Genomic DNA, 26,069 nt, shown 5'->3' with positions numbered 1-26,069 from the left:
TTGATATTATAATTGTTCTTTTAGATTGTTTAATCCATCTCTGAGCAGGCTCTGTAACGGATTTTTTGATGTACATGCAAATTCACATAAAGCTACATCTTCTTCTGTCAGTTCTGTGATACCCAAACCTTCCATTTTCTCTATATTACCGGTAATGATGGCTTTCATGAGATGCTGAGGATAGATGTCCATGGGCAATAAATTTTCATATTGACCTGAAACTACAAATGCACGCTTCTCACCGTGAGTATTGGTATTGGCTTCAAACTCAGTATCCGGACCACCATATGAAGGCATTGTCCCTGATACACTTGGTCTCGGTGCCAACGGCAATAACCAGCCAAACATCTCGTATTCACGTCCTTCTTTCACTACAGTGACCTGGTCTGCATTAAATCCAAGGAATCCATCTTCTCCTACTTGTTGTCCTGAAAGCACATCACCTGAAATGATTCTGTTATTGTCACCTACGATATTGCCCTTCAGCAAATCAGCCACACTTGCTCCCTGATAAGTGTGCACATACTTAGGGTCGTTTAGTTCAGCACCTGTGAGTGCGATGATTCTGTCAGCATGGTACTGGCCTGATAAAAACATCTGGCCTATGGTGATTACATTTTGTACCGGTAAGGTCCATACTCTGTCATGTCCTTTGATCGGAGCCACATGGTGTATATGCACGCCTACATTACCTGCAGGATGCGGTCCGGCAAACCAATGTTTTGCTACACCTTGTGCTTCTGAGAAGGCAGGCGATGGTGCAGTACCACGTCCATCTAATCCTAAATGAACTTTGCCCGATGTCAATTTTGTCAACACGTCCAAACCTTTCTGGAAAGCTGCTTCGTTGCCTTTAACGATAGTGTTATTGTCCGGTGCTAATGGTGCTGTATCAAAGGTACTGATAAAAATGTTTGCCGGGATGGTATCCAAATCAGGTACCATGTCAAATGGTCTTTCATTGATCAATGGCCAAAGTCCGTTTTCAGCCATAAACTCCACAAGTGTTGCCCTTTCAGCATTGATATCCGGAGTTTGTACTTTTTTATAGCTCACTGCTTTATCTGCCAGTATAATGACCTCAGCAATAGATCTTTTTTCCCCTCTTTTTACTTCTACTATCTCTCCGCTTACAGGAGCACAATATTTGATTTCAGGTCTCTTTTTATCATAAAATAAGACATCACCGGCTTTTACTTCTGCTCCTACTTCTGGTTCTACCTTTGGGATGGGTGACATACCATGAAAGTCAGTCGGTTTGATAGCGTATCTTGTGACATTTATTCTTTCTATTTTATCAGATGGTTTTCCTGCAAGATTGATATCGTGACCTTTTGTGAAGTGGTGAAAACTACCTGCTTGCGCAAATTTAGGTCTTTTCGGACTGATAAAATCCTTTATTGTAGGCAATATTCCTATGTTTGATATTTCAGGATCAATACCATTTTTCATAGCTTCTATCTTCAGAAGATTGGAAGCAAGACCAAACATAGCCCAGATAAATAACACAACACAAGTACCCACAACACCATATAGAAGCATATTGCTACCTGATGAGGCGGATTGAGCAGAAATAATGTGTGTTAATAAAAAAAAGCTTAAAGTGAGTTTCAGCTTATTCATGCTGTTATACAGATTGATTGATTTAAAGAATTTTCTTAAAAATGCCGCAAATATAAAAAGGTTTAAACTTTTAATATAGGAATATATTTGTAAAATTTAATATAATATTATTTAGAATTATTCTAATATATTTCGAAGGTTGTTCTCATCAATCATTTGTTACAATGATGATGTCCTGAAAATCAAAACAACTATGTTTTTCCCTCCCTGACCAATAACCATATTCTATAAGCGTCACTCTTAATTTGTTTTTTTCCAAAAGATGTAAAATATACTCTTCTTTGAAAGCTATGTTGGCTTCTTTAACATCTTTGTCCAACAGGCTATAATGCCCGAAATCAAAATTAAAGATAAGACCACCGTTGGACATCATTTTAGCTGTACTTATCTCATTTAATATAAACATTGTCATCATACACCTACCTCCCGGCTTTAATACCCTTGAAATCTGCGTCAAATAGTTTTCCATATCTTCAGGCATCATATGTGTAAAAACCGATGTCAGTATTACCAAATCAAAACTATTGTCTTCATAAGGAAAGATGAAATTCTGTGCCTTTTGATCTGTACTAAGATTATAGAGATCATTTTTCAGGTCAATATGTGTAAATCGGAAATTAGGATATGTGGAAGTGATGTTTTTTTTACACCAATCGACCCCGGTCCTTACAATATCAAAGCCCTCATATCTTCCTGCATTGCTAATATATCCTGTGAGTGGAATAGCAATTCGGCCAATGCCGGAACCTACATCAAGCACATGATGATCTGGTAAAAGCCCGCAATGTCTTATAAATATTTCTTTAAATTGTTGTCCAGTTTTTTCAAAATCTCCTGAACCAGTATAAATCAATCCTTTGGGTGGTTGAATACAATTTTTTTGGGGTTTGAATGAACTAAATAAGTCCAATGGCCAATAATATATTCGCCTGACCAAATATCTTAAATCCGGTGATAAAAAATAATAAATTTTCCTGCGGATGTCCAATGTGCTTTTTTTTAGCGGCAAAGCTATATAAAATTTTTGTAAGCACAATTCTACATTGTCAGATTTAGAGTATGTTTAAAATTTTTTTTAGTTGTAAATCAAGAGATTATGGTTCTGGCGATAAAATAATTAACGAATTTAGTGAACTAAATGAGGCGATTATTTTGAAGCCAGGTTCATAATATATTGATTTTAAGGCAATAAAAATTTAAACATACTCTTACCTCTTCCTTCATTTTCTAGGAATTTAAGAAGTTTCAGAGATATGATTTATGCGCTCTCATTCCTGCCCGCCCAATCCAATGCAGACACGGTTTTACCCGAATCGCTCACCGGTCCTCCTTCGTCGGCTTAGTGGTCGAATGACCTTTTTCGACTGAGGAGCGTCCCGAAGGGCGACCCTTAAGTAAAAAATGTAAAAGAGAAAATCTCAATCTTGTTCATAATCAGTTTTTAATTATCGAAGTAAATTGTAACAAAAATTGTGATTTTAGAACTTCTCTTCTATCTTTGACACCTTTAAAAGGTCAGGTTATGTTTGGACAAAGTAAAAAAGAAGAACTCCGAAAAGAAAAATACAGAAGTCTCTGTCAGGTGCGCGGACTCCAATACCTGGACATTGACGAATTCGGGACAAAAGCCTATCTCAAAGGTTTTGAGCTTTTCAGTCACGGAAATGGCAAAATCAGAAACCTCAGCCAACAAAAATCTCCCTCCCTTGACACAGAAATCAATATCTTTGATTATAAATACACCATCTCAACAGGGAAATCTTCGGTATCATATGACCAAACAGTCTTTTTTGTAAATTCTAAAAAACTTGGTCTACCACAATTCTATATGAAACCCGAACACTTTGGCCATCGGATAGCAGCTTATCTTGGTTGGGAAGACATTGATTTTGAACAATATCCTTCTTTCTCAGAAAATTATCACCTTAGTGGGGAGAATGAAGATTTCATAAGACATACATTCAATGATCAAATTCTGAAATTTTTTTCCAGGACTAGTGGTTGGTCTATTGAAGCCGCCAACTACTACTTGATTTTCTACTCACACAATTCTCTCGTACCTGAAAACATCCTTTATGATTTCCAAAGATTGGGGATGGGGATTTTTGAGCTATTTGAAGTTGAAAGTGAATAGATCGAAAAAAAGTCTAAAACTTCTATGTGGTTATCATCAGAAATAAAATTTGTTGATCAAGGTGACAGCAAATATTTATCATTCATAATATATCATTTGCAATGTAGAAAACTTGTAACTGTAGATTTCTAATGACAAAACATACACATCAATATCTGAATTCGCCTGTTTGGTTTTTACTATTTGTCATCTTGACTTATGTATTGCATTTTATATTTTTTCATGGAGGATATTTCGGTTATGACGATATGGAATATTCCCGTCTGGCTGCTGACCTGACAAAAGGAGTGTATGGTCATGACACACAGTATGCCTATAGATATGGCATCGTCGTGCCACTTGCGGCATCTTATCTTACATTTGGCATGAATGATTTTGCAAATTTTTTGATCGGTTTGTTGCCTTTACTCGGTATTGCCGTTTGGGTGATTGTCTTAATAAAACACCTGGATTATTATGCGCAATGGATGGCTATGTTATTTCTTTGTGTGGCACCTATGCATATGATGTATGTTGAAAAACCCATGCCTGATCTCATGACAGAACTGGGTTTTTTTACGTCATTTTGTGCCATGTATGCCGAAAAATACAAGTTGCCGGGCATCAGATTTCGATGGCAGCTTTTTGTGGCGGGTATCATACTCACCATTCTGTCAAAAGAAACCATATTGATATTTTATCCATATTTTCTCCTGATCGCCATCTACGACTTAGGAAAAGAGCAATCCCGAAAGTTTTGGATATCTGCTGCAGCTGGTTTATTTTCATTTGGTATTTTGTATCTTCTGGGATCTTACTGGATATTTGGAGACGCTTTGATCAGAGTGAAATCAATTTTTGCTGGTCAGTATTTATCTCCCTGTGCTTATGATCAGTTGCCTTTGGATGCCGTGATGAAAAGAATCGGATACCAGTTGTGGGTCGAATTTATTAGAAATATGTACATGATCCCGGCAATTTTTATAATACTTTTGTTCAGAAGAAAAGATGACAAGGCCAGGTTTTTATCACTCAGTTTTACATCACTGCTGTTATTGGCCAATTTTATGTCCATTTCTTATACATCCTATGTGCCATTGTGCCCGGATCCAAGACATTTTATGTTTATCTTACCAGTAGGTGTTCTTCTTATTGCACATGGTGCTGAGCTTTCAGGTAAAATATCACAATCTGATCTCATCATCATGGTGGTCTTCCTTGTGCTGCAATTGTACATATCTATTGACAATAACATGGAACAAACCTGGTGGCTGTTTTTACCTCTCTCAGGTGCTTTGATTGCGGCTTACTTTGGATATAGAAAGTGGATGTTGTTGTTTTGGATGGTCGGTATGATGTCAGTTGTAGTAAATAACGCAGAGTACAACAACACTACTGACTACAAAAGCCAAAAGGCACTCAATTTTTATACCATGGATAGTATCCAACACAAAAAATATATCGTCACTGATCATGTAAACGCTACCATCGGAAGCTTTCATAGTGGATATGACACCTCCATGAACACCTTTATATCTTTCAAAGCTTTGGATACTACAGCTCTTGATCCTGATATTTCTAAATATCTCATTATGAATGGAATGACCAATTACCTCAGCAATACCAACTGGGAGACATTACCGGATGATATTCGTCACTGTGATACGATCTTTCCGAAGGTATTTGAAAATAAAAGTGGGAAAGTATTTCGGATGAAGTAAAAAGTGATTTCGGTTCCTCCACCGAAGTGGATGCGCTCAATTCGGAACGAAGTGGAGATCAAGCTTTGCTTGACACCGTCTTCGGGAAACAAGAGTTCTGTACTGAGCTAATGCCAATTGAGAAAAAACTTACCACCAAATTCATAAAAAATTTACCTTTGCACCATCTATTAATTTTTAATCAAGAGATGAATATAAAAAATATCGTAGCAGTGAGTGGTCTTCCCGGGCTTTTTAAGTTGGTAGCAACCAAAAATAATGGACTGATCGTGGCGGATCCTGACACCGGAAAAACCAGATTTTGTTCAGTGAGACAGCACCAGTTTACCCCGATGGAAACGGTGGCTATCTATACAGAAGAAGACACGGTCGAGATTGCCAAAGTGTTTCAATCCATGCTCGATCATCAAACCGAACTTCCTGTACCGTCTGCAAATGCTTCTCATGCCGAATTACAAAAATATTTTGAAATCATCATACCAGACTACGACCGGGACAGAGTGTATCACAGTGATATGAAGAAGGTCATCAAGTGGTTCCATTTTCTGAACGAAAGAGCATACCTCACCACAGATCCGGAAAATGCTGAAACAAGTCCTGATAGTGAAATTACCAATGATCCACCCGTAGAATGATACCCAAATTTTGAATCAGTGTCGTTTAGATAAGTTTATATAAATGAAGTCCTCCCCTACTAAGGCAAAGATGTTTGATGGGTAAAAACAACGGGTGTATCCCATTTTTGCACTGAAATTGGGAGTGTAAGAAAGATTGTGTAAACTAGTATCAAGGAGTTAGGCTTCCATCTGTGGGGGGTACCCCCCACAGATGGAAAATTTTTTAATATGTTTGTGCGACCAAGTACAGACACATTTTTTAACCTAACAAATTTAATAGTTATGCAAAGTAACAAATTTAATCTTAATCTCTCTGAATTTCTTCAGGATGTCAAGTCTCTTAATGATTTTGACAATGTTATGAATGGCCTTTACAAAGATGGCATTCAAGAACTTTTAAAAGCTGAACTAAGTCATCATTTAGGCTATTCAAAACACTCGCCCGATGGGATTAATTCAGGTAATTCCCGGAATGGGTCTTATAAGAAAAAGATACGCACTACACAAGGACAGGTAGAGTTGGATATTCCACGGGATCGTAACGGTGAATTTGAGCCTATCATTGTTCCCAAGGGCCAAACTACCACTGAGAAAGTAGAATCTGTCATTACATCTCTTTACAGCAGAGGTATGAGCACCGATGACATAACAGCTCAAATTCAGGAAATTTATGGCTTAGACGTTTCTAAAACCTTTGTTTCAGATATTACAAACAAAATGATTCCGGCTATCCAGGAATGGCAAAACAGACCTTTGGATAATACTTATTACATCGTTTGGATGGATTGTATTTGTTTTAAAATCCGGCAGGATAATAAAATCATCAACAAGAGTATTTATATCGTTATAGGACTGAAAACCAATGGGATCAAAGAAGTTTTGGGCATCTGGATGAGCGCCAACGAGTCTGCCGCGTTTTGGCTTTCTGTCTTAAATGAGCTCAAAGACAGGGGCGTTAAAAAGATGCTCATTGCATGCACTGACAATCTTACAGGATTCACTCAGGCCATTCAAACTGCTTTCCCCGATACCGTATCCCAGCTTTGTATCGTTCATCAAATCAGAAACTCTATGAAGTTTGTCCCATGGAAAGATAGAAGGGCCTTCCTGGCTGATTTAAAAACTGTTTATGCCGCTTTAAATATGGAAACTGCTCTCATTGCTTTTGGAAGCTTTTAAAGCAAAATGGGGGTCTAAATATGCCTATGCCATTAAAAGTTGGGAAGCAAACTGGTCAAATCTATCTCCCATGTTTCAGTATCCTACTAACATTCGTAAAATTATGTATACCACTAATACCATTGAAGGCCTCAACAGAGCCATCAGAAAATTTACCAAAACCAAAACACTTTTTCCAAATGATCAGGCAGCCTTGAAATCTGTATATCTTGCTATTCAGCAAATTCAAGTTAAATGGACAATGCCAATTCATAACTGGCATATTACTCATAATGAAATTTTAATTATCTTTGAGGATAATTTGATTCAGCCATAATTCTTTGAAGTTTTGTTTACACAAAATATTTTACAGCCTCCTGAAATTGTTTAAACAGCCAGCAACCCTCAATCCCTAAAGAGCCTGTCAAGCTACGCTTGAGACGTCCCACCCAAATTCTCCTAATAAAAGCGCTGAATTCCCCTTTAGTTATACCGTTGATTTTATAATATTTGGCGGTGTTTTTTATTACCAAGTTCAAACAAATTTATATGTTTGCACTTGGTAATGGTTTTGATCTCGTGCGCAACTCTTCAATTGAGTTTTGAGACTCTTCCATTGCCTTTTTTATTTTATTTTCTGCTCTTCGAGAAACTGGTGCGTTTTGCATCTTTTCTAGCTCTGCCTTATAATCTGCGGTTTCTTTTTCCAACTTCTCTATTTGCTGATCTGCGTCTACTGGTTTGTTTTTTTGTGTTTTTAGGTTTTGATGAATCGTATGCCTCTTTGTTTGTAAGCATACCATAGATCACTCTTGTTAACTTGTTCATTATTACACCTAAAGCATCGTTATAGGTCTTACCTTTCGCTCTTTGATTTGAATATACCTCTTTAAAATAAGGGTCATACATAATCGCATTTTTAGCTACCATGTATATTGTACCCCTATATGAACTACTTCCTTTTTTGCTCATTTTAGGTTTCTTTGATATATCACCACTTGTATGGTTTTCTGGGTGTACTCCAAAATAGCAACAAAGTGATGCGGCACTGTTAAATCGATTTATATCTTCTATTTCTATGCTTAATGACACTGCTGACTCGATGCCGCAACCAGGAATTGTGACTAATAAATCCGCTAAGTCGTTGGCTCCGTGTTTAGCAAGCTCTGATTGAAGTTCTTTGATCTGGGTGGAGAATAAGTTAATAGTTTGGGCCAATGTTTTAATATTTAGCTCAGTAAGTATCGTATTACCCGACCCTGAATCTAGCTTCACCGCTTTTTGGATGGCCTCAGCCTTCTCCATGGTTAACCCTTTGATTTTAGCCAATGAAGCTGTTTTCGCATTTAATATCTTTGCCTTTGATGGATACTTTTGAAGTACTTTATACATGTATTTTGGCATGCCATTTTTACTAAAAGTTAAAAGACCAGGAATACAACTATACACTACTTTCTCAAGTTGGTTGATATTTCTCGTCTTTTGTTTAATAAATCCTTGTATAGTTTTGTGCATCTGTTTCGCAGTATAAAAATGTAAGGATCTAGGCTTGGCTTTCTCTAGTTCCTCATAATTTTCAGATACATGCCTAGCTATAATTTCACTACTGATGGCGTCATTAATATTGCGATGCATATTCTTTTTGACTCATGATGTGTCCGCAACGGATTAATCCTGAACATGATGATTCGCTTATCAAAACTTACCAATTGATTATACCAATTGTTTTCATACCCACCGGTACTTTCAATAGCCAAATAAATTTTATCAATAGACAAAAGTGCCTGTGATAAGACTTTTTGAGTTCATCAAGACCGGATTGATTATCAATAAAATTCATCCTGCGATTGGTAAATTCATTACCCTTCGAAATTAAACTGAAATCACAATAACCTTTACTTGCGTCCAGTCCTCCAAATCCAACTTTCATACATAAATTACTTTAAAATGTGTTAAAAAAATGTCAAGCCTTACATTCCCTTATATTATACGATATCAATGTATCAAGTTATACCTCATGATTAAGCTTGGCGAAAGGGACACTAAAGGACGATATCTAAGTATCAAGGGGTGTTCCCCTTCAACCGCCAAGTTATAAATTATTTGTTTATCTTGAAACCATTAATTTTTAAAATGCAAACATATAAGGGGCAGGGGTAAGAAAAGCCAAATTACCTTCCCAATAACCTCATTCCCAAGCATAGCTTGGCAGGCACTGAAGAGCTTGTCAAGCTACGCTTGAGACGTCCCACCCTTAAACTCCTAACTATTAGGCTACTCCACTAAATTCAGAACTTAGGAATTATATAATTTAGTGCAAATTTGGTGTACACCCAAAACAACTAAAAAAACTATATCTTAACGACATTGGATTATCAACAATCAATCATAAGCTGTCAGTAATCCCAAGCTGATTCATTTCCTTCCTCCGGTAATTAATTATGTCTCATTCAAAGTTTATTATTTGACAACTACCATTAAAATGCTGTATCCTACCATTTAATAAAAAAATGGTATATTTTGAATAGTTTTTAATGATTGATAAATTAAATAAATATACTTTTGTAAAGAATTTATTTAGGGAGTCCTTGATATAAATCGTTTTGTAATGAGGGAAACCTATTTATTATCAAAACAAATTTTTAAAATAATGAATAAAATAAAGATCGTAGCATGACCTGATTGGAATGTTCTCACTCCATTTCAAGGCTAAGTCGATTTTTATTATAAAACGTGATACAACAGCTCATTTTTCGTCATTTATGAAATTATCATCTGATTAAATACTTTTATACTTATGAACAGATTTCTTTTATTCATCTTTGCACTTATGATGACTGCAGCGGCACAAGCACAGTTTATCAATAACGGTGCTACGGTGACCATACAGTCCGGAGCCACGCTGCGGGTGGAGACTAGTTTTGAAAATCAAGCCGGTACTATTACTATTGATGATGGAGGTATTCTGGAAGTTCAAGGAAATTTCACCAACGCTACAGGAACAGGTACCACAATTTCTCCAACCGGAAAAGTAAGATTTATCGGTACAGGAAATTCAGACGTGACACTTAATGGAGATGAATTGCCCAATGTAGAAATGGCAAAAACCACATCAGCAGGCAAAGTGACATTACTGGGCAACGCTTCGATCAACGGAAATCTTGAATTTACAGGTACAGGTAACAATAAGATCGATCTTGGAGACTTTGACCTGAGTTTGTACACAACTGCTATTGTTTCTGCTACCACGGATCATACGACTAATGGCTATGTGGCGACTGGTGGTACCGGAAGACTGGTGAACCCAGGCCTGGGAACAACTGCATTCACCTATCCTGTAGGATTTAATGCAACAACCTACAATCCAATTTCTATCTCAGAAAACGGAACAGCCGATAACATTGGTGTGAGAGTACTCGAACACGCATATGTCAATGGCTCGAATGGAACACAAATAACAACTGAAGCTGTCAATGCTACCTGGGCTATTACAGAAGCAAATGCCGGAAGCAGTAATCTGAATCTTACAGCACAATGGAATTTAACTGATGAACTGCCTTCATTTACAAGAAATGATTGTGGTGTAGGAAGGTATAATGGTACTACATATGATTTATTGGTTGCTGACTTAAGTGCTGCTTCAGGGTCCGGCCCATATACAAGATCAAGAAACGGAGTGACCCCAGGCAACTTTATGGTAGGTGATGATAAAGCGCTAGATTATGTGGCTGTAAATGTTAAAGTATTTTTAGGAGGACCAAGTTTTTCTTCCAATGAAATGGGAGATCAGCTTAGAAGTGCAGATTTGGTACCATTAAATCAGCCCTATTCATCCGCCCCTTATAATGCAACATTTGCGCATGCAGGACGAGGTGGAAAAGGCATAGAATTTGTGAATGCTTTGGCAGATTTTGACAAATCTGGTTCACAAAATGATGCAGTAGATTGGGTTTTTTTAGAACTCAGATCGGACCTTACGACAGTCGTGGCATCAAAATCTGCCATCCTGCAAAGAGATGGTGATGTGGTAGAAGCCGAAGATGGATCACCAGTCAGATTTACAGGTATCAATGACGGTAACTATCATGTTGTAGTGAGACACAGAAACCACCTAGGAGTGATGACCAATAGTGTTGTATTTTTAAGTTCAACTCCACTGGCAATAAATTTTACAGATGGAAGTGTGGGAACATATGGCACTAATGCGCAAAAATCGGCATCAGGCATATTTTCTTTATGGCCAGGTGATGTTAATGGTGATAAAATTTTAAGATATTCCGATTCAGGTAATGATAGAATTCTTATCTTACAAAGAATTGGTGTACCAAATGTATTAGCTACCACAACTGGATATCATTCAGAAGATGTTAATATGGATGGTATTATTAGATATTCAGATTCAAATAATGATAGAATAATCATATTGCAAAGTATTGGTGTTCCAAATGTATTAGCTACCAGAAACGAACAAATTCCTTAAATTCAAAATTTTTAAAAATGCGTTTAATATTAATATTTTTTTTACAATTAATTTGCTTTTGGGGGAATTCACAAAATGTGTGTTTTTCAGTTACACCAGGTATAAATACTGGAAGTTTTTCGATATTTGTTACTAACACTTCATCAAGTGTAATATTAGTCACAAATTTAGCAGTTAATGTTGATGATAACCATCTTGCTGTAACGGTGAATGGTACTTTAGGAAATAGATTTTCAAGAGTTGTCGAAATTACAATACCTCCTGGGGAGCCTTCTACAATTATCACAGGAACATATACTGTTTCTCCTCCACAATCTTCGGGAAGTGTTGTCTTTAGTCTATCAAACCCATATTTAGAAATTGATGGGTTTCCATCAGCAGCTTCAGTTGGAGCATGTTCACCAGTTAGCGTTTTCTTTAGCCCGCTCCCCATCACCTCCACACCTTCTCTGCCACTCAACACTCTGAGAGGGCATCCAGGCTAAACTGGACGACTTCCTCTGAAATCAACTCTGCCTACTTCGGCATCGAGCGCAGCAGAGACGGAGACACCTGGGATGCCATAGGCAAGGTCGATGCGGCTGGCAATAGCCATACCGAGCTTGCGTATGAGTACATAGATGACAATCTGCCCTTCAGCAGGACTGCCGATCAGATTTACTACTACAGACTCAGGCTCACAGATCTGGATGGCTCGCACAAGTACAGCGACATCAAAGCTGTGAACTTCTCCCGCAAGCCATCAGATGGCATAGCCATCTATCCCAACCCAGCCATCCAGATGGTACATCTCGACATCAGTACCATGGATGCGGCAGCAGGAGAGATAGACCTCAGGATATATGACATTCATGGCCGCATCATGGCAGACAAAACGATCATAGGAGCAGGCATCGAGCCGATCGATGTCACCCAGTATCCTACCGGAACATATAATATATCTGTGACACAAGGCAACACACAGCATCAGAAACGATTTATTAAGATAGAGTGATGCTCCTTTTCGACTGAGGAGCGTCCCAAAGGGCGACCCTTAAGCGAAAAGGAGTGCCGGAAATGAAAAATCGCTCACCAGTCCTCCTTCGTCGGCTTAGTGGTCGATTTCCCCTTTTCGACTGAGGAGCGTCCCGAAGGGCGACCCTTGGGCGAAAAGGGGTTGGCACAAGTGTAGAATTCGCTCACCAGTCCTCGCTTTGCTCAGCTTAGTGGTCGAATGCCCTTATCGACTGAGGAGCGTCCCGAAGGGCGACCCTTAAGCGAAAAGGAGTGCCGGAAATGAAAAATCGCTCACCAGCCCTCCTTCGTCGGCATAGTGGTCGAATGCCCTTTTTCGACTGCGGAGCGTCCCGAAGGGCGACCCTTAAGCGAAATGGATCTGGCACAAATGTAGAAATCGCTCACCAGTCTTCCTTCGTCGGGTTAGTGGTCGATTTCCCCTTTTCGACTGAGGAGCGTCCCGAAGGGCGACCCTTAAGCGAAAAGAGCTGGCACAAGTATTGAAATCTCTCACAAGTCTTCGTTGCACTCAGCTTAGTGGTCGATTTGGTCGATGTTCTGATCAAGCTTAAAATCACTATGATACTGCTGAAAATCTTGAAGAGAAGAAAACCATTTTTCCAGTGTTTGACTTCTGTTAAGTTTTGTTTGTTTTGTCGTCAGATAAGTATTATAAGAGCTATATTCCCATTGGCTATAATCTTTACAATACTCATGATGAATGGGGTTGTGGTGGATGTATGCCAACCAATATATATTCTTTTCTATACTATCTGATTGTATTCTTTTGAATCTTTTCATCAATACTGATCCGGCATGTTGATATTTGTTTTTATAAGTAATAGTATATGAACTCAGCCACCTTTTAAACTGATCTATTACAAAATCATTTAGACTGGATTGTTGCTCTAAAAAGAGTTTACTTTTTATGGTTTTTTGTGTTTTAGCAAAATCATACAGTTCAGCGACACTTTTTACTTTGACCAGCAAATGAAAATGGTTAGGCATAAGTACATAAGCATACATTTCAAAACATTCACCCAAATATGTATTAAATCTAGTCAAAAAAACTTGATAATCAAGGTCTTCTCTAAATAACTTAATACCGGACACCGACTTGTTATAAATATGGTAAAATTCTTCGGGTTCAAAGTCTTGCCAAAAATTCATTTACTAAAATTTTATTGCAAAATATTGGATTTGTAGAAAATGGCCAAAAATTAATAATTTTTCTAAAAGAATATTTGAAAAAAATCGCTCACCAGTCCTCCTTCGTCGGCTTAGTGGTCGAATGTCCCTTTTCGACTGAGGAGCGTCCCGAAGGGCGACCCTTAAGCGAAAAGGAGTGGCAGAAATGAAAAATCGCTCACCAGTCCTCCTTCGTCGGCTTAGTGGTCGATTTACCCTTTTCGACTGAGGAGCGTCCCGAAGGGCGACCCTTAAGAGAAAAGGAGTGCCGGAAATAAAAATTCGCTCACCAGTCCTCCTTCGTCGGCTTAGTGGTCGAATGCCCTTTTTCCACTGAGGAGCGTCCCGGAGGGCGACCCTTAAGCGAAAGAGAGCGGCACAAATGTAGAAATCGCTCACCAGTCTTCCTTTGTCAGCTTAGTGGTCGAATGTCCCTTTTTCGACTGCGGAGCGTCGGAGCGTCCCGAAGGGCGACCCTTAAGCGAAAGGAGCTGGCACAAATGTAGAATTCGCTCACCAGTCCTCCTTCGTCGGCTTAGTGGTCGATTTCCCCTTTTCGACTGAGGAGCGTCCCGAAGGGCGACCCTTGGGTGAAAAGGGGTTGGCACAAGGATTGAAAATCGCTCACCTGCCTTCGCTTATCTTAGCTTAGTGGTCGATTTCTAGAGATCGAAGAAACTATCAAAGTATTATCATCTTTGCAGTTAAGGTAAGACCATCAGAGAGTGTAATGTGTGCCACGTACAATCCTTCATTTTTGAAAGTGATGCTATTGTTATTTTTGTCAAAATGATACAAATTGGAGTCAATTTTCCTGCTCAAAACATCCGATATCTGAATTTGGGTGACTTCGGCATCGTCCTTTATAAGAAGCCGTACACTCTCACCCTTAAGGCCGGGATTTGGAAATACTTCTATCGTTGATGTACCGGCATGTAATACTTTTATGATGTTTGAATAGGTCATTTTACCGTCATAGCTCCGTGCGCCTACTTTGTAGAAATTAGTGCCTGGTACAGGATTTTGATCAATAAAAGTGAAATCATTTTTTTGAGAATGACTTACATCCAGTTTTCCTATTTCAGTAAACTCAATATTATTTCCTACTGTCCGATATATAAAAAACTGCTCGATATCATGGTTTGTGATCGTAGATGACCACTCAAGGAAAGAACTATTTTCTACCTTTTTTCCCTTGAGACTATTGACATCCAAAGGTAATGGTACCGCACCTGTAGCTGTGATCTGAAAATTGTCAATCAAAGCACCATCAATGGCATATCCACCTGTAAAACTGCCGGCAATGGAGGCTACAAATCTGAAAACAACGGATGGCTGACCTGATAGGAAACTCACATCTATAGATTTAGTGCTGTATTGCTGAGTATATGTCCAACCGTAACCATCTGAAAAAACCTGCGATTGTACACTACAGAAACCACCCGGATATGCGTCATAAAAACTGTTGCCGCCAAGTCTTGTCCAATTGGTTCCATTGTCTGTTGAGTACTGTAACTGGACAGCAAAAGGAGCATTGCAAAAAACAGTTTCCATACTCAAATCAAAACTAAGGTTGTAATTAGTAAAATTTGTAAAAATATATCTTGGGGTAAGAAGGGCACTTTTTGTAGTGACTCTCGGTATATCACTATTCAATTTGGTTTTCCATGCCTTACCTTGAGTAGATAATACATAATTTGATGTCCCATACTCCCAAAGACTGGTGGTGCCTTCTACCTGATCAACACCAAAATCTAAGTCATTGGATTCAAAATTTCCACCTTGGGTGAGCGTATAGGGTGTATTCCTATTTGGCAATATGTGGACCATATCATCTTTTATCTTGGTGTGGCTACCACCATTTACAGTGAGAGATACATCATATTTGCCATGAGCACTATAGGATGTTGATGGTGATTGCAGGGTGGATGTTTGTCCATTTCCCAGATTCCAATTATACTGGTTAGCGTTGAGTGAATTGTTGATAAAGCCGATGTTGACACCTGACCATGCAGCTCTTTTACTCGCTGTAAATTCAGCACAACCCTGAGAAGTCAATCCCTTAAATACAGCAATCTGGGGGGCACTCAGACCTTGAGCACCACAATTGTTATATACAAAGGCTTCGTAAGTTTTACAGATTTCAAAACCCTGAGGACTAATAGTAAGGGAGTTATTGATGGTGGTTTGCTCAAGGATAAAATTTTCATTTCCTGATTCTCTCACTTTTATAGTATATAACTGAAAAGGCTTATGATCCCAACTGAGATCAAATCCGGAAGTTGTCACATTGCTTAATACCACATTTTCGAGTCTTTCACAATCTGGAGGTGCACATAATGTCAGGCACGATGCCTGACTTGTGATTTCTCCGGAAATGGTAGTCTTGGAAGCACTGCTCCAAGTATCAGTAGTGGTAACAGTGGGTGACAAAATCATCCCTGTAGCAGCATCATGGGCTCCGTTAAAATTGTGCGCCACCTCATGGGCCACCATTGTTTTCAGAAGTCCTGCATTGCTTGTCCAGTCTTCTAGTACGGCTCTTGCTCTTTGATTACAATACAAGTTACCCTGCTGGAATGCGACACCAACGGTAGTACCTACAAAATCACGGTTGGTCCAGAAATGTGCTGCATGAAAAGGATGGTAAAATCCATTCATATCTACCCAAGACGAAAATTCAGTAAGCAATGCAGAAGGATTTTGAGTCGAAGAGATAGGGTCACAAGTTGGACATGTAGAAACCACAATTTCGCTGATTTCATAGTTAATCCCATTTGAAAAATTGACACTTCCATTATATACATAGTTTGCCTGTACATTATTCATAACACCCACTACATGGTCTATCACAGCATCCAATCCACTATGTGAAATATCTGTATACATTGAATAATCTGCCAATAATGCTAATTTCACTTTATAGCATTCTCCGGCCATTCTTGTTCCATTTTGTGGAGGATTTAATACTTCATGCTCTTTAATATCAGGTCTGAAACACTGTTTGGATTTATGTTTAGGCTTAATATCTGCCTTATTGTACATAACAAAAGCCCCTTTCCTTGTAGTTTTATCATAATACTTCATGGGCTCTATAAAATATTCTGCACGTTCATCTTTAATGTTGGCATAAAGAAAGTCATCATGCAGTGTCAATCTTATATATCCCTGTCGCCCATCAGCAAAAGTGCCTTCATAGGTTTTTACATCTGGTATTTTGGCTAACTTTTGTTTACCCTCAGGCAACAAAGTATATATTGTTGTCTCTTCGTTAATGATATGTACTTCTTCCAGATGGAACTTCCATAACAAATCATCTCCTAATGAAATAGTATATTCGCCTGAAAGAGATCTCTGGGTTGTCATCTGATTATAAAAATCAGCTGCATTAAACTCAAAGACCTTGCATCTGGAAAAAACTTCATCAAGTTGAGCGACTTTTTTTCTACCTGCTTAAAATTAAGATCACGTTTTTGAGCAATACCGTGATGAAAAGAAATGGCGAATACACCACAAAAACAAAACTGAATAAACTTACGCATAATACACCTGTATTAATAATTAAGAAATATGACCCGTTGGTCTTTCCTAAAATAATATCATTCTAATGGTTGGAATATCCTAAGGTATGTATCTTAATTTATCACTGATATAGCAGTAGCAATTTTGTTTTAAACCTACCACCCTTTTCACCTTAGTCCAGATGCTTTAACATCCTCCCTCGCCTGAAAAGTATGATCTACTTTAAATTAAGTTTTTCAAATCAGTTTTAATATATAAACACATCCTATAACACTATTTTTTGCAAAGATACATATTAATTATTTAAATAATGTGTTTTTATTAAAAAATTAAAAATATTTTTCAAATGAGGCCACTCTGAAAGGTCAAAGATAAAATAAATGAAAATTTAATTATTTATATTACTTTGTTAATCTGCTGTTTAGCTTACACTTTTTTGTCTGCTTTGATACAAAATATGAAAGATTCTTACTGTACAAGTAAGACATGCAACACTGATATACAAAAATATTATGGGTGCATCCCAAATTTGCACTCCAAAAAAAATTACTTTTTGTTTTACACTTACCCTCAAGGAGGACAAAGGAGTTTATTTTACTCCATCCCATCCGTAATCGGCAGGCAAGCCAGAAAATCCAACTCCGTTTGTCAAAGTCTTACTTTAAAACTCCAAAAGTCATAGACTTTGAACAATAGATTTATTGTTTAATGCAATTTGCTCGTTTCTCTAACGAGACTAGACCATTCATTTACATTGTACAAAACTAAATTTTTTGTATTCACTAAATTTTTAAAAATAAATTATACATTTTATTGCAAGAAAGTTAGAATTTAGAAAATATTAATAAGAAATTATATATTATATAATATTATTATGTATTTTTGCATCTCATATAGATATCTATACATAAGAATCATAAATTATGGGAAATTTTTTTAAAGCTCTTCTTTTTTTGGTATGCTCCGTAGGGTGGGCATTCGGCCAAAATCCTGCAAATAAATCAGGTGTTACTTTCAAAAAACTATTTATGGACTATCAGTCTCAGAATGGTGGAAATATAACCAACTTCAAGGATTATCGCCATGGATACGAGATCGGATATCAAAGAATGCTGTCCAATAATGTGGCTATTGCTATTCCATTGAGATATGGAGTAGTGAATTCGGATTCGATCAATGATTTCAAAAAAAGAATTGCCAGTCTGGATGCGCAGTTTCAGTATCGATTTGAGACCTCCGGCAAAAGATTGACGCCTTATGTATTTGCAGGTGCAGGCGGTGTGTATGAGGACAAAGGAGAATTTAATGTTCAGATACCGGCAGGCTTAGGTATATATTTCAGAATAGCTCCTAAAGCGTATTTTCACTGGCAGTCAGAATTCAGATATTCTTTGGCTGAAAACAGAAACAATCTGCAACATGGTTTAGGTTTTACATATCTGCTTGGAAAATCTCCGGAAAGTCCTACCGACAATGAAAAAGATAAAATGACAAAAATCGACAGTGATAACGATGGTATAAGTGATGATCTGGATCTTTGCCCAAATGAATTCGGTCTTAAAGAATTGAATGGATGCCCCGACAAAGATGGGGATGGTGTTGCAGATTACGAAGATAAATGCCCTGAATCAAAAGGACTTAAAGAATTTAAAGGATGTCCGGATAGCGATGGTGATGGCATTCCGGACAATGAAGACGTATGCCCCAATATAGCCGGAGTGGCTAAAAATAAAGGATGTCCTGAAAAAAAGGCTGATGCTGATGGCGATGGTATCCCGGATAGCGAAGATAAATGTCCCAATGACAGCGGAAGTGCTGCAGCAGGAGGCTGTCCTGACAAAGATGGGGATGGTGTAGCCGACAAAGACGACAAATGCCCGGATAGACCAGGGCTTAAAATTTATTATGGATGCCCCGACACAGATGGTGATGGCATCGATGACAGTCGGGACAAATGCCCCAATATTGCTGGTACGGTTGCCAATGATGGTTGTCCAGAAATCACCAAAGAAGATAAAAAGACACTTGAGGTAGCTATGCAGGCAGTACAGTTCCAAACAGGAAGTGCTGTATTGAAACCTGAATCCAATATCGTTTTGTCGCAAATCGCTGATATCATGGGTAGATATCCGGATTTTGTGATGACGATAAGTGGCCATACTGACAATGTAGGCAGCGAATCTGCCAACCAGATTTTATCTGAAAAACGTGCCAAAGCCTGCTATGATTTCTTAGTAAATAAAGGAGTAAATGCTACCAGAATCAGTTCCACAGGATATGGAGAATCGCGGCCTATCACTACCAATGTAAATGAAAAAGGCAGATCTCTGAACAGACGGGTGGAGTTTAACCTTATACCAAGGCAGTAATTCAGAAATTATCTGCTTTAAAAAAGCATCTCCTTTTTAAAATTGGGAGATGCTTTTTATTTGGTATTGTAGTGCTTCAGATCTAATATTCGTCTTCTATCACTACTTCACCTCTATATCAAAACTTACTTCGATATCAGTTTCGCCGCCGGCATTGGCAATACTTCCGCTTGCTACACCTGATGCTTTTTTGTTTGGTTCATGCCTGAGCGTGATTTTCAACTTACCTGTTCCGGTACCGGAAGGTTTTACTTTGGTTTTTAAGCCTACAGGATTGTTTTGGCTATCCTTGTCTTCATAAGTGATGGCCACCTTCCCTTGAAGAGCTCCGGTTACTTCAAAGAAAAACTGGTGAGCTTCGTCTTCCGCATTTATTTCCTTTGTAATATCTACCGCAGGACTAACTGATTCATTGAGTAAGACCAAACTTCCATTGTAAGTTTCGGTAGATTTCAGACTACCTGATGTGGTGATGACCGGTGCTTTGCCACCATCACCATCGATATCCTTGAATGTCATCACTACGGGTACTCCTGAAGATGGAGTTAAAGTGTACACCACTGAGGTGATAAGTTCTGATTCATTTTCATGATCGTGATCATCACCGCAAGAGTTAAATCCGATGCTTATCAAAGCCATGCTTAATAAAAAAAACTTTTTCATGATATTGTATTAAATTATTAAAAAATTAAAATTTGATATTAATATTTACATAAATATTCCTTCCTAATTCGTCAGCAAAATACCTTAATCTGTTCAAGTAATCGCGATAGCTTTTTTCCAAAAGGTTTTCACCTCTTATGACGAGATCGATATCATTTTTTGAATTGGTCTTCCATTTCATTTTTAGAAATCCATTAAAAAGCACATAACTGTCCGGCGGTAGAAGGAAATCTTCTTTTTCATTGACCCTATTTTGCATAGCTGTATAACTGATTTCTGTTCCCAGCTTCATTTCTTCAAACCATGCAGATTTACTGATGGTGTATGAAATATTTGAGACTGCATTCAGCGGCGGAATTCTGATCAATCCATGACCCATGGTCTGGTTTTGTCCGTATGTATAATTGAAAGTATTGCTCCACAGAAGGTTTTTATTTATTTCCAGATTGGACTTAAAGCTTAGACCTGCAATATCTGCATTTGCAGCCACGTATCTATATACCGGAAATGCACCTCTGATCGTCAATCTGAATTCATCTGAAGGTTGGAGATAAATAAAATTCCGGAATGTATTATAGAACACAGACATCTGGACATGATGATGGTGTGTAAGGTGACCATTCCATTCCTGGACTATTTTGAACGAATGTTCAGGTTGTAAACCAGGATTACCCTCTTCTATACCACTTACTCCCTGATGTAGGCCAAAACTATAAAGTTCATTGATTTCAGGGGGTCTTCCGGTGTACGATATATCAAGAGTGGCAGATATGTCTTTGTTGATATTTTGTTTAAAGCCAAGATTTCCAGCCATATTAAAAAAATGATGACGGGCATATCCTCCTGTATTTTCTGATCTGTAAATCTGATAATCCCGATATTCTGCCCTGACACCCAATTCCCAAAGTACAGATTTCCATTTGTTTTTATAAATAAAATAAGAGGCTAGTTGATGATTTAAATAATTGGGAATCAAAGGATTGATACCGGTACCTGCCTGATTGGAGTTATCATTGATTTTATACTGAATACCTGCAGATTGTACTTCACCCGGATTGGAGCCCTGGTGGGTAAGCTGTACATCATAAAACTGACTCAATAATACTAAATCCAGCGTAGGTCTATCACTTCTCCCTCCTCTTCGCACATCATATTCCTGTCGCAGATTGGCTTGAAATCCTGCATCTATATTCAGGATCAGGGATTCAGACATGAAATATTTTTGACTGTATTTTGCAAGATGATGTCTTACATTTTGTCTTGGTGCATTGATGGCATAACTAAAACTATCCTGTGTAAAAAAGGGTACATTGCGTCCTATGGCGTCCTGAAGATCAGTGAGGTTTCCGATATGTGAGCCGCGCAATATGCCGATTTCATTTTGGTAAAAACTATAATAAAACTTTCGGTATGCTCGGGAAGTCTGACTATTGCTCCAAAGCAAGGATACAGATTTTTCTTTGTTACCTGTATTGGTCAGATAGTAATCTGGTGTATGTCTGTCACCACTATTGGTAAATCCTGCCGTCCATCTGGTATTACCCCATGCAGTAGATTTGCGCAAAGCAGTCTGCAAACCATAACTTCTTCCATTGGTTTGTCCTGTGATTTTCATATCACCATGCCAGTGTGGATCATAACTCAGATCATCAGGCTCGATGACTACGAGTCCACCTAATGTAGAAAGTCCATATTTTATAGCATTGCTGCCTTTGTAAACCGAAATTTTATCTGCTGTATTGGGATCAATTTCCGGTGCATGATCATTGCCCCATTGCTGGCCCTCCTGCGGCAATCCATGATTCAGGACTGTGATACGATTGCCATAAAGTCCGTTTATAATGGGTTTAGTCAGATTGGGTCCTGATCTTAAGATACTTACACCAGGTATAGTTCTCAGCATTTCTGTTAGGTTTTGACCCGACATTTCGATGATCATATCTTTAGAAATGACTGATTTTACTAAACCTGTTTTGTTTTGAAACCCGGTACCTTCTATAATTACTTCTTCCAATAGTTCATCATGATGCTCCATAAAAACCTGAATAGTTGTATCCCGCTGAAGACTAAAGTAAATCGTTTTGGAGGCACACCCTATATGAGATATGATAAAATGGTACTCTCCCTTGCAAAGTTGATTTAGCTCAAATTTGCCCGTTTCATCTGTTGTAACCCCTGTTTTGAGTTCCTGAATATAAACCGTTGCATATTCCAGTGTATGGTCTTCATGAAAATCACTAATCTGGCCTTTTACTGTAAGGTCGCAAGATTGACTTATTGTTGTGGTTGAGTAAAAGAAAATGGCCACAAAAAAAGTACAAATTCGATAGTAAATCGGATACATTCTGCAAAAGTAGTCATTTTGTGCAACATTGTTGCATTTATGTGATAGAAAGTTTGCTTACCAAAGATTATTATGCTTTTGCTACTTTACGCCATTCGCTTTATTCACTATGTGATACGCGTGTATAGCAAATTGCGCTTAATGCTATTAACAAATGTTTTAAGCCATAAGTGCTAATTAATTAGAATAAACATAATGAAGAGATATGCTGTAATAACCCTGCCTGTCAAGGCACGCAGGCAGGCCCAATCCCTAGAGGACAAAGAAAATTCCTATATTCTCTTCCCGCAACCCTCATTCCCTAAAGGGACGACCCACCCACGATCTTCCATACTTTGGGCTCTCATCGCTTTAAAATTTAAAAAATGAATAATTAGCGAAATTAGGGTTAATTAGCGTATAAAATAATTTGAAATGTAAACATATTGAGCGGAGCGCAGAACTTTGGTAAGAAGAAGATGTGGGTAGTCTCAAGCGTAACTTGACAACTCTTTAGGGATCGAGCTGAAAAGGCACGCCGGCCAGGGATAAAGAAGGGCTTTTACTAGTTGGTGCAACTCAATATATTCACTATATGATGGTATCACCAAAAATATTCAACTTAAGTTTTTATATTTGCACTTTAAATTCAGAACTATAATTTGTATTGCCAGGGAAGGCCAATAAATTTCTGACCTCACACATTAAAAACCAACAAATGAGAATCATTTTTTCCTTCTTCATGATACTTTTGACTTTGCAAATGACTGGTCAGGATTTGCCTGCTTATCAGTTATTTAGTGCTAAGGGTAAAAGAACTTCTTTCAAAAAAATGACTCAACAATCCCTGAAGCATCAGGTAGTTTTGTTTGGCGAATATCATAACAATCCGATTTGTCACTGGATGCAACTCAAGCTGACTGAAGCACTTCACAATAAAACCAAATTGGTACTCGGAGCTGAAATGATAGAAACTGACAACCAACAAGTTCTCAATCAATATCTGACCGGAAAGATTGACCAAAAAGCATTAGATTCTTTGGCAAGACTTTGGAGTAATTATAAGACTGACTACAAGCCACTTGTAGATTTTGCCAAAGACAATAAATTACCCTTCATCGCTGCAAACATTCCAAGACGCTATGCAAGTAAGGTATTCAGAGGAGATTTTGCCGGATTAGATTCGCTCACCATGGAAGAAAAAAGCTGGATTGCTCCTTTGCCCATTCCTTTTGATATCAATTTGCCCGGTTATAAAAGTATGCTGGAGATGATGGGCGGTCATGCCGGCGAAAAAATGCCCAAAGCACAAGCAATTAAAGATGCCACTATGGCACATTTTATCATTAATAATCTGCCTTCACCGGGTGTATTTTTACATTTTAATGGGACATATCATTCGGACAATTATGAGGGAATTAGCTGGTATCTAAAGCACTACATGCCTACAGTCAAAATCATGACCATAGCCACTGTAGAGCAAAGTCAGCTAAAATCCTTGGACAAAGAACATTTAAAAAAAGCTGACTTTATCTTAGTCATTGACAAACAAATGACCAAAACTTATTAACAATTAAGGTAACTATTTAGTTATGATCAATTTCAATCAAAAAATGTTAATTTTCCGTGATATTTCAGCTCTTTTTTCGTCAATAGCGCTGCTATTAACTCAAAAAGTAGCTTCATCTGACGAAAAATTAACTGATTTTTGTGATTTGAAAGCATATACCTAAATAGTTACCAATCAAGCAGATAAAACTTAGAGTAGGTTAAAGTTTCAAGGAATGTCACTTTAAAAATCCTGCTCTTATAGCCTGCCATTCAGGTAGCTTTTTATAATGCCATTTTTGCAACAGGACACCATTTTGCCACAGTATGATTCCCGGATTAGAGCGCATGATGGTTTTTAGCAGTTTTTCATCTGCGGTGTATATGTCTGCTTTGATTCCTGTGGCTTCAGATAATGTTTGCGCTTTTTCAGCATCTATTCCACTGATCACAAATGAAGACTTGACTTTATCTTTTGCAGCCTGCTCAACCAATGGTTTGATCTTACTGTTCAGAATATCGAGCAAATCCTGATCCCAGATAATTTTGTAATACTCCACTTCTCTGGTACGAACTTCCTTAAAATTTCGGACTACCTGGAAACTATCTACCACACCTATCACCTGAATCGTATCAAAAGTGAAGATAGAATCCTTTACTATCTTAATGGAAGGTATCGCTTCATATTCTGCTTTGTAGATGGGTATCATGATATGGGGATCAGCATTGGCCAAATACAAATCTGTCTTGTCATCACTATCAAAGTCCATGATATGAAAATGACTTATTTTGGTTTCTTTGATCGTTGGCTCCGTTTTTAACTGTTCAATAGTTTCCCATTCTTCAGTGATGGTAGCCAGATTTTTCATATAGTCCGCATAAGCAAAATCTTTGATTTCCCCTGTTTTTTTATTTTTCATCCGCTGGGCTATGACTTGCACAGCATTGGCAGCATCCGTTTCTGTCTTCTTGATAGCAGCAATATTGGCACCATTTTTAAATGGTCGGAAGTCAACATGAGGTTCATTCCAGTGGAAATTATACACACAATACAGGATGAGGAATATGGTAGATACCAATAGTACTATATTTCTCCTTCTTGCAGTAAATATCTGATGCATATCTTTCCACCTGAAAATAAAATATAGTGAGGGCATCAGTAAAAATATATCTTTAAAAAAACTCACCCTCGGATCAAGCTTTATAAAGTCTCCGAAACAACCGCAATCTGTCACACGCATATTGGTAGCTTTGAACTCTGTCCAATTACCAAATTTGAAAAATGTGGTGTCTAATGGTACAAATCCTGTCAGATAAGTATAACCTGTCAAAATAGTAAAGAAAATCACTAATAAAAAAAACAACCAGGCAGTCAATTTTGGTCTGTCCCCCAATATGAGCATGACACCCAGCACTATCTCAAAGATGATCATAAAAATAGCCACGGCTAGAGAATGCTGAGACAAAAATGGAAACAAAGGTGCCAAAAAACTGAAGGCTGACTCTGTAAATGCAGCATTGAACTCAACAAAATAGTCTTCCATTTTGATAGCTGTTCCCATCGGGTCTACAGCTTTTACCCATCCGGAAAAAATAAATAACAATCCCGCAAAATTTTGTACAAAACTCATAAGGACAGACTTATTTTTTTTCATTACATACATCATGCCTGTGGTTAGAAGTACTGCTGCGATAGCTATATAAATCATTAATGTGAAAATACTCATTTTTTTTCTTTTAAATATTTG

General features: G+C 37.9%; 18 protein-coding genes and 1 pseudogene. 8 read left to right on the top strand and 11 right to left on the bottom strand.

Annotation, left to right across the window (positions count from 1 at the left end; genetic code table 11):
• Positions 1-6 precede the first annotated feature (6 nt).
• Positions 7-1,623, bottom strand: a complete 1,617-nt coding sequence (locus tag IPK35_08640) for a Na(+)-translocating NADH-quinone reductase subunit A (protein MBK8053321.1) — start codon at positions 1,621-1,623, stop codon at positions 7-9.
• A gap of 148 nt (positions 1,624-1,771) precedes the next feature.
• A complete protein-coding gene (locus tag IPK35_08635; GenBank protein ID MBK8053320.1) occupies positions 1,772-2,632 on the bottom strand; it encodes a class I SAM-dependent methyltransferase in 861 nt (286 codons plus the stop codon).
• A gap of 513 nt (positions 2,633-3,145) precedes the next feature.
• On the opposite strand from IPK35_08635, the gene IPK35_08630 reads away from it, so the two are divergent.
• The 4 genes and pseudogenes from IPK35_08630 to IPK35_08615 all read left to right on the top strand — a co-directional run bounded on the left by IPK35_08630 (position 3,146) and on the right by IPK35_08615 (position 7,569).
• Complete coding sequence (locus IPK35_08630) at positions 3,146-3,757, top strand: hypothetical protein (GenBank protein ID MBK8053319.1); 612 nt, start codon at positions 3,146-3,148, stop codon at positions 3,755-3,757.
• A 131-nt stretch (positions 3,758-3,888) separates the two neighbouring features.
• A complete protein-coding gene (locus tag IPK35_08625; protein ID MBK8053318.1) occupies positions 3,889-5,457 on the top strand; it encodes a hypothetical protein in 1,569 nt (522 codons plus the stop codon).
• A gap of 188 nt (positions 5,458-5,645) precedes the next feature.
• Positions 5,646-6,092, top strand: coding sequence for a DUF5606 domain-containing protein (locus IPK35_08620; GenBank protein ID MBK8053317.1), 447 nt, complete (start codon positions 5,646-5,648; stop codon positions 6,090-6,092).
• 264 nt (positions 6,093-6,356) lie between these two features.
• Positions 6,357-7,569, top strand: a pseudogene (locus IPK35_08615) (IS256 family transposase).
• Between the two features lie 208 nt (positions 7,570-7,777).
• Here the strand turns inward: IPK35_08615 and IPK35_08610 are convergent.
• The 3 genes from IPK35_08610 to IPK35_08600 all read right to left on the bottom strand — a co-directional run bounded on the left by IPK35_08610 (position 7,778) and on the right by IPK35_08600 (position 9,162).
• A complete protein-coding gene (locus tag IPK35_08610; GenBank protein MBK8053316.1) occupies positions 7,778-7,942 on the bottom strand; it encodes a hypothetical protein in 165 nt (54 codons plus the stop codon).
• Complete coding sequence (locus tag IPK35_08605) at positions 7,917-8,867, bottom strand: transposase (protein MBK8053315.1); 951 nt, start codon at positions 8,865-8,867, stop codon at positions 7,917-7,919. The genes IPK35_08610 and IPK35_08605 overlap by 26 nt, the downstream gene beginning before the upstream one ends.
• Before the next feature lie 67 nt (positions 8,868-8,934).
• Positions 8,935-9,162 (bottom strand): hypothetical protein, encoded by a 228-nt coding sequence (locus tag IPK35_08600; GenBank protein MBK8053314.1) that lies wholly within the window; start codon positions 9,160-9,162, stop codon positions 8,935-8,937.
• A gap of 867 nt (positions 9,163-10,029) precedes the next feature.
• Between IPK35_08600 and IPK35_08595 the strand changes: the two genes are divergently transcribed.
• Entirely contained in the window at positions 10,030-11,712 is a 1,683-nt protein-coding gene (locus IPK35_08595; GenBank protein ID MBK8053313.1) for a hypothetical protein, read from the top strand.
• Here the strand turns inward: IPK35_08595 and IPK35_08590 are convergent.
• Positions 11,687-12,172: a hypothetical protein gene (locus IPK35_08590; GenBank protein ID MBK8053312.1), complete on the bottom strand. Its 486-nt coding sequence runs from the start codon at positions 12,170-12,172 to the stop codon at positions 11,687-11,689. The genes IPK35_08595 and IPK35_08590 overlap by 26 nt on opposite strands.
• A gap of 261 nt (positions 12,173-12,433) precedes the next feature.
• Between IPK35_08590 and IPK35_08585 the strand changes: the two genes are divergently transcribed.
• Entirely contained in the window at positions 12,434-12,706 is a 273-nt protein-coding gene (locus IPK35_08585; protein ID MBK8053311.1) for a T9SS type A sorting domain-containing protein, read from the top strand.
• Between the two features lie 536 nt (positions 12,707-13,242).
• Here the strand turns inward: IPK35_08585 and IPK35_08580 are convergent.
• Together IPK35_08580 and IPK35_08575 are read right to left on the bottom strand one after the other, a co-directional pair.
• Positions 13,243-13,878 (bottom strand): transposase, encoded by a 636-nt coding sequence (locus IPK35_08580; protein MBK8053310.1) that lies wholly within the window; start codon positions 13,876-13,878, stop codon positions 13,243-13,245.
• A 699-nt stretch (positions 13,879-14,577) separates the two neighbouring features.
• The gene (locus IPK35_08575; GenBank protein ID MBK8053309.1) at positions 14,578-17,262 is read right to left on the bottom strand and encodes a hypothetical protein; all 2,685 of its coding nucleotides are present in this window, start codon (positions 17,260-17,262) and stop codon (positions 14,578-14,580) included.
• A 1,079-nt stretch (positions 17,263-18,341) separates the two neighbouring features.
• On the opposite strand from IPK35_08575, the gene IPK35_08570 reads away from it, so the two are divergent.
• Positions 18,342-19,787: an OmpA family protein gene (locus IPK35_08570; GenBank protein ID MBK8053308.1), complete on the top strand. Its 1,446-nt coding sequence runs from the start codon at positions 18,342-18,344 to the stop codon at positions 19,785-19,787.
• A 102-nt stretch (positions 19,788-19,889) separates the two neighbouring features.
• Here the strand turns inward: IPK35_08570 and IPK35_08565 are convergent, their stop codons facing one another.
• The gene (locus IPK35_08565; GenBank protein MBK8053307.1) at positions 19,890-20,450 is read right to left on the bottom strand and encodes a hypothetical protein; all 561 of its coding nucleotides are present in this window, start codon (positions 20,448-20,450) and stop codon (positions 19,890-19,892) included.
• Between the two features lie 25 nt (positions 20,451-20,475).
• Positions 20,476-22,758, bottom strand: coding sequence for a TonB-dependent receptor (locus IPK35_08560; GenBank protein MBK8053306.1), 2,283 nt, complete (start codon positions 22,756-22,758; stop codon positions 20,476-20,478).
• A 733-nt stretch (positions 22,759-23,491) separates the two neighbouring features.
• Here IPK35_08560 and IPK35_08555 point away from each other — a divergent pair.
• The gene (locus IPK35_08555) at positions 23,492-24,343 is read left to right on the top strand and encodes a ChaN family lipoprotein (protein MBK8053305.1); all 852 of its coding nucleotides are present in this window, start codon (positions 23,492-23,494) and stop codon (positions 24,341-24,343) included.
• Positions 24,344-24,560: 217 nt separating this feature from the next.
• Here IPK35_08555 and IPK35_08550 read toward each other — a convergent pair whose 3' ends face one another.
• Entirely contained in the window at positions 24,561-26,048 is a 1,488-nt protein-coding gene (locus IPK35_08550) for a DoxX family protein (protein ID MBK8053304.1), read from the bottom strand.
• Between the last annotated feature and the right edge of the window lie 21 nt (positions 26,049-26,069).

The sequence above is a fragment of the Saprospiraceae bacterium genome, assembly GCA_016713025.1.
Lineage (GTDB): Bacteria > Bacteroidota > Bacteroidia > Chitinophagales > Saprospiraceae > OLB9.
Note: the sequence above shows the minus strand (reverse complement) of the source record. Positions and strands in the feature narration are given on the sequence as shown.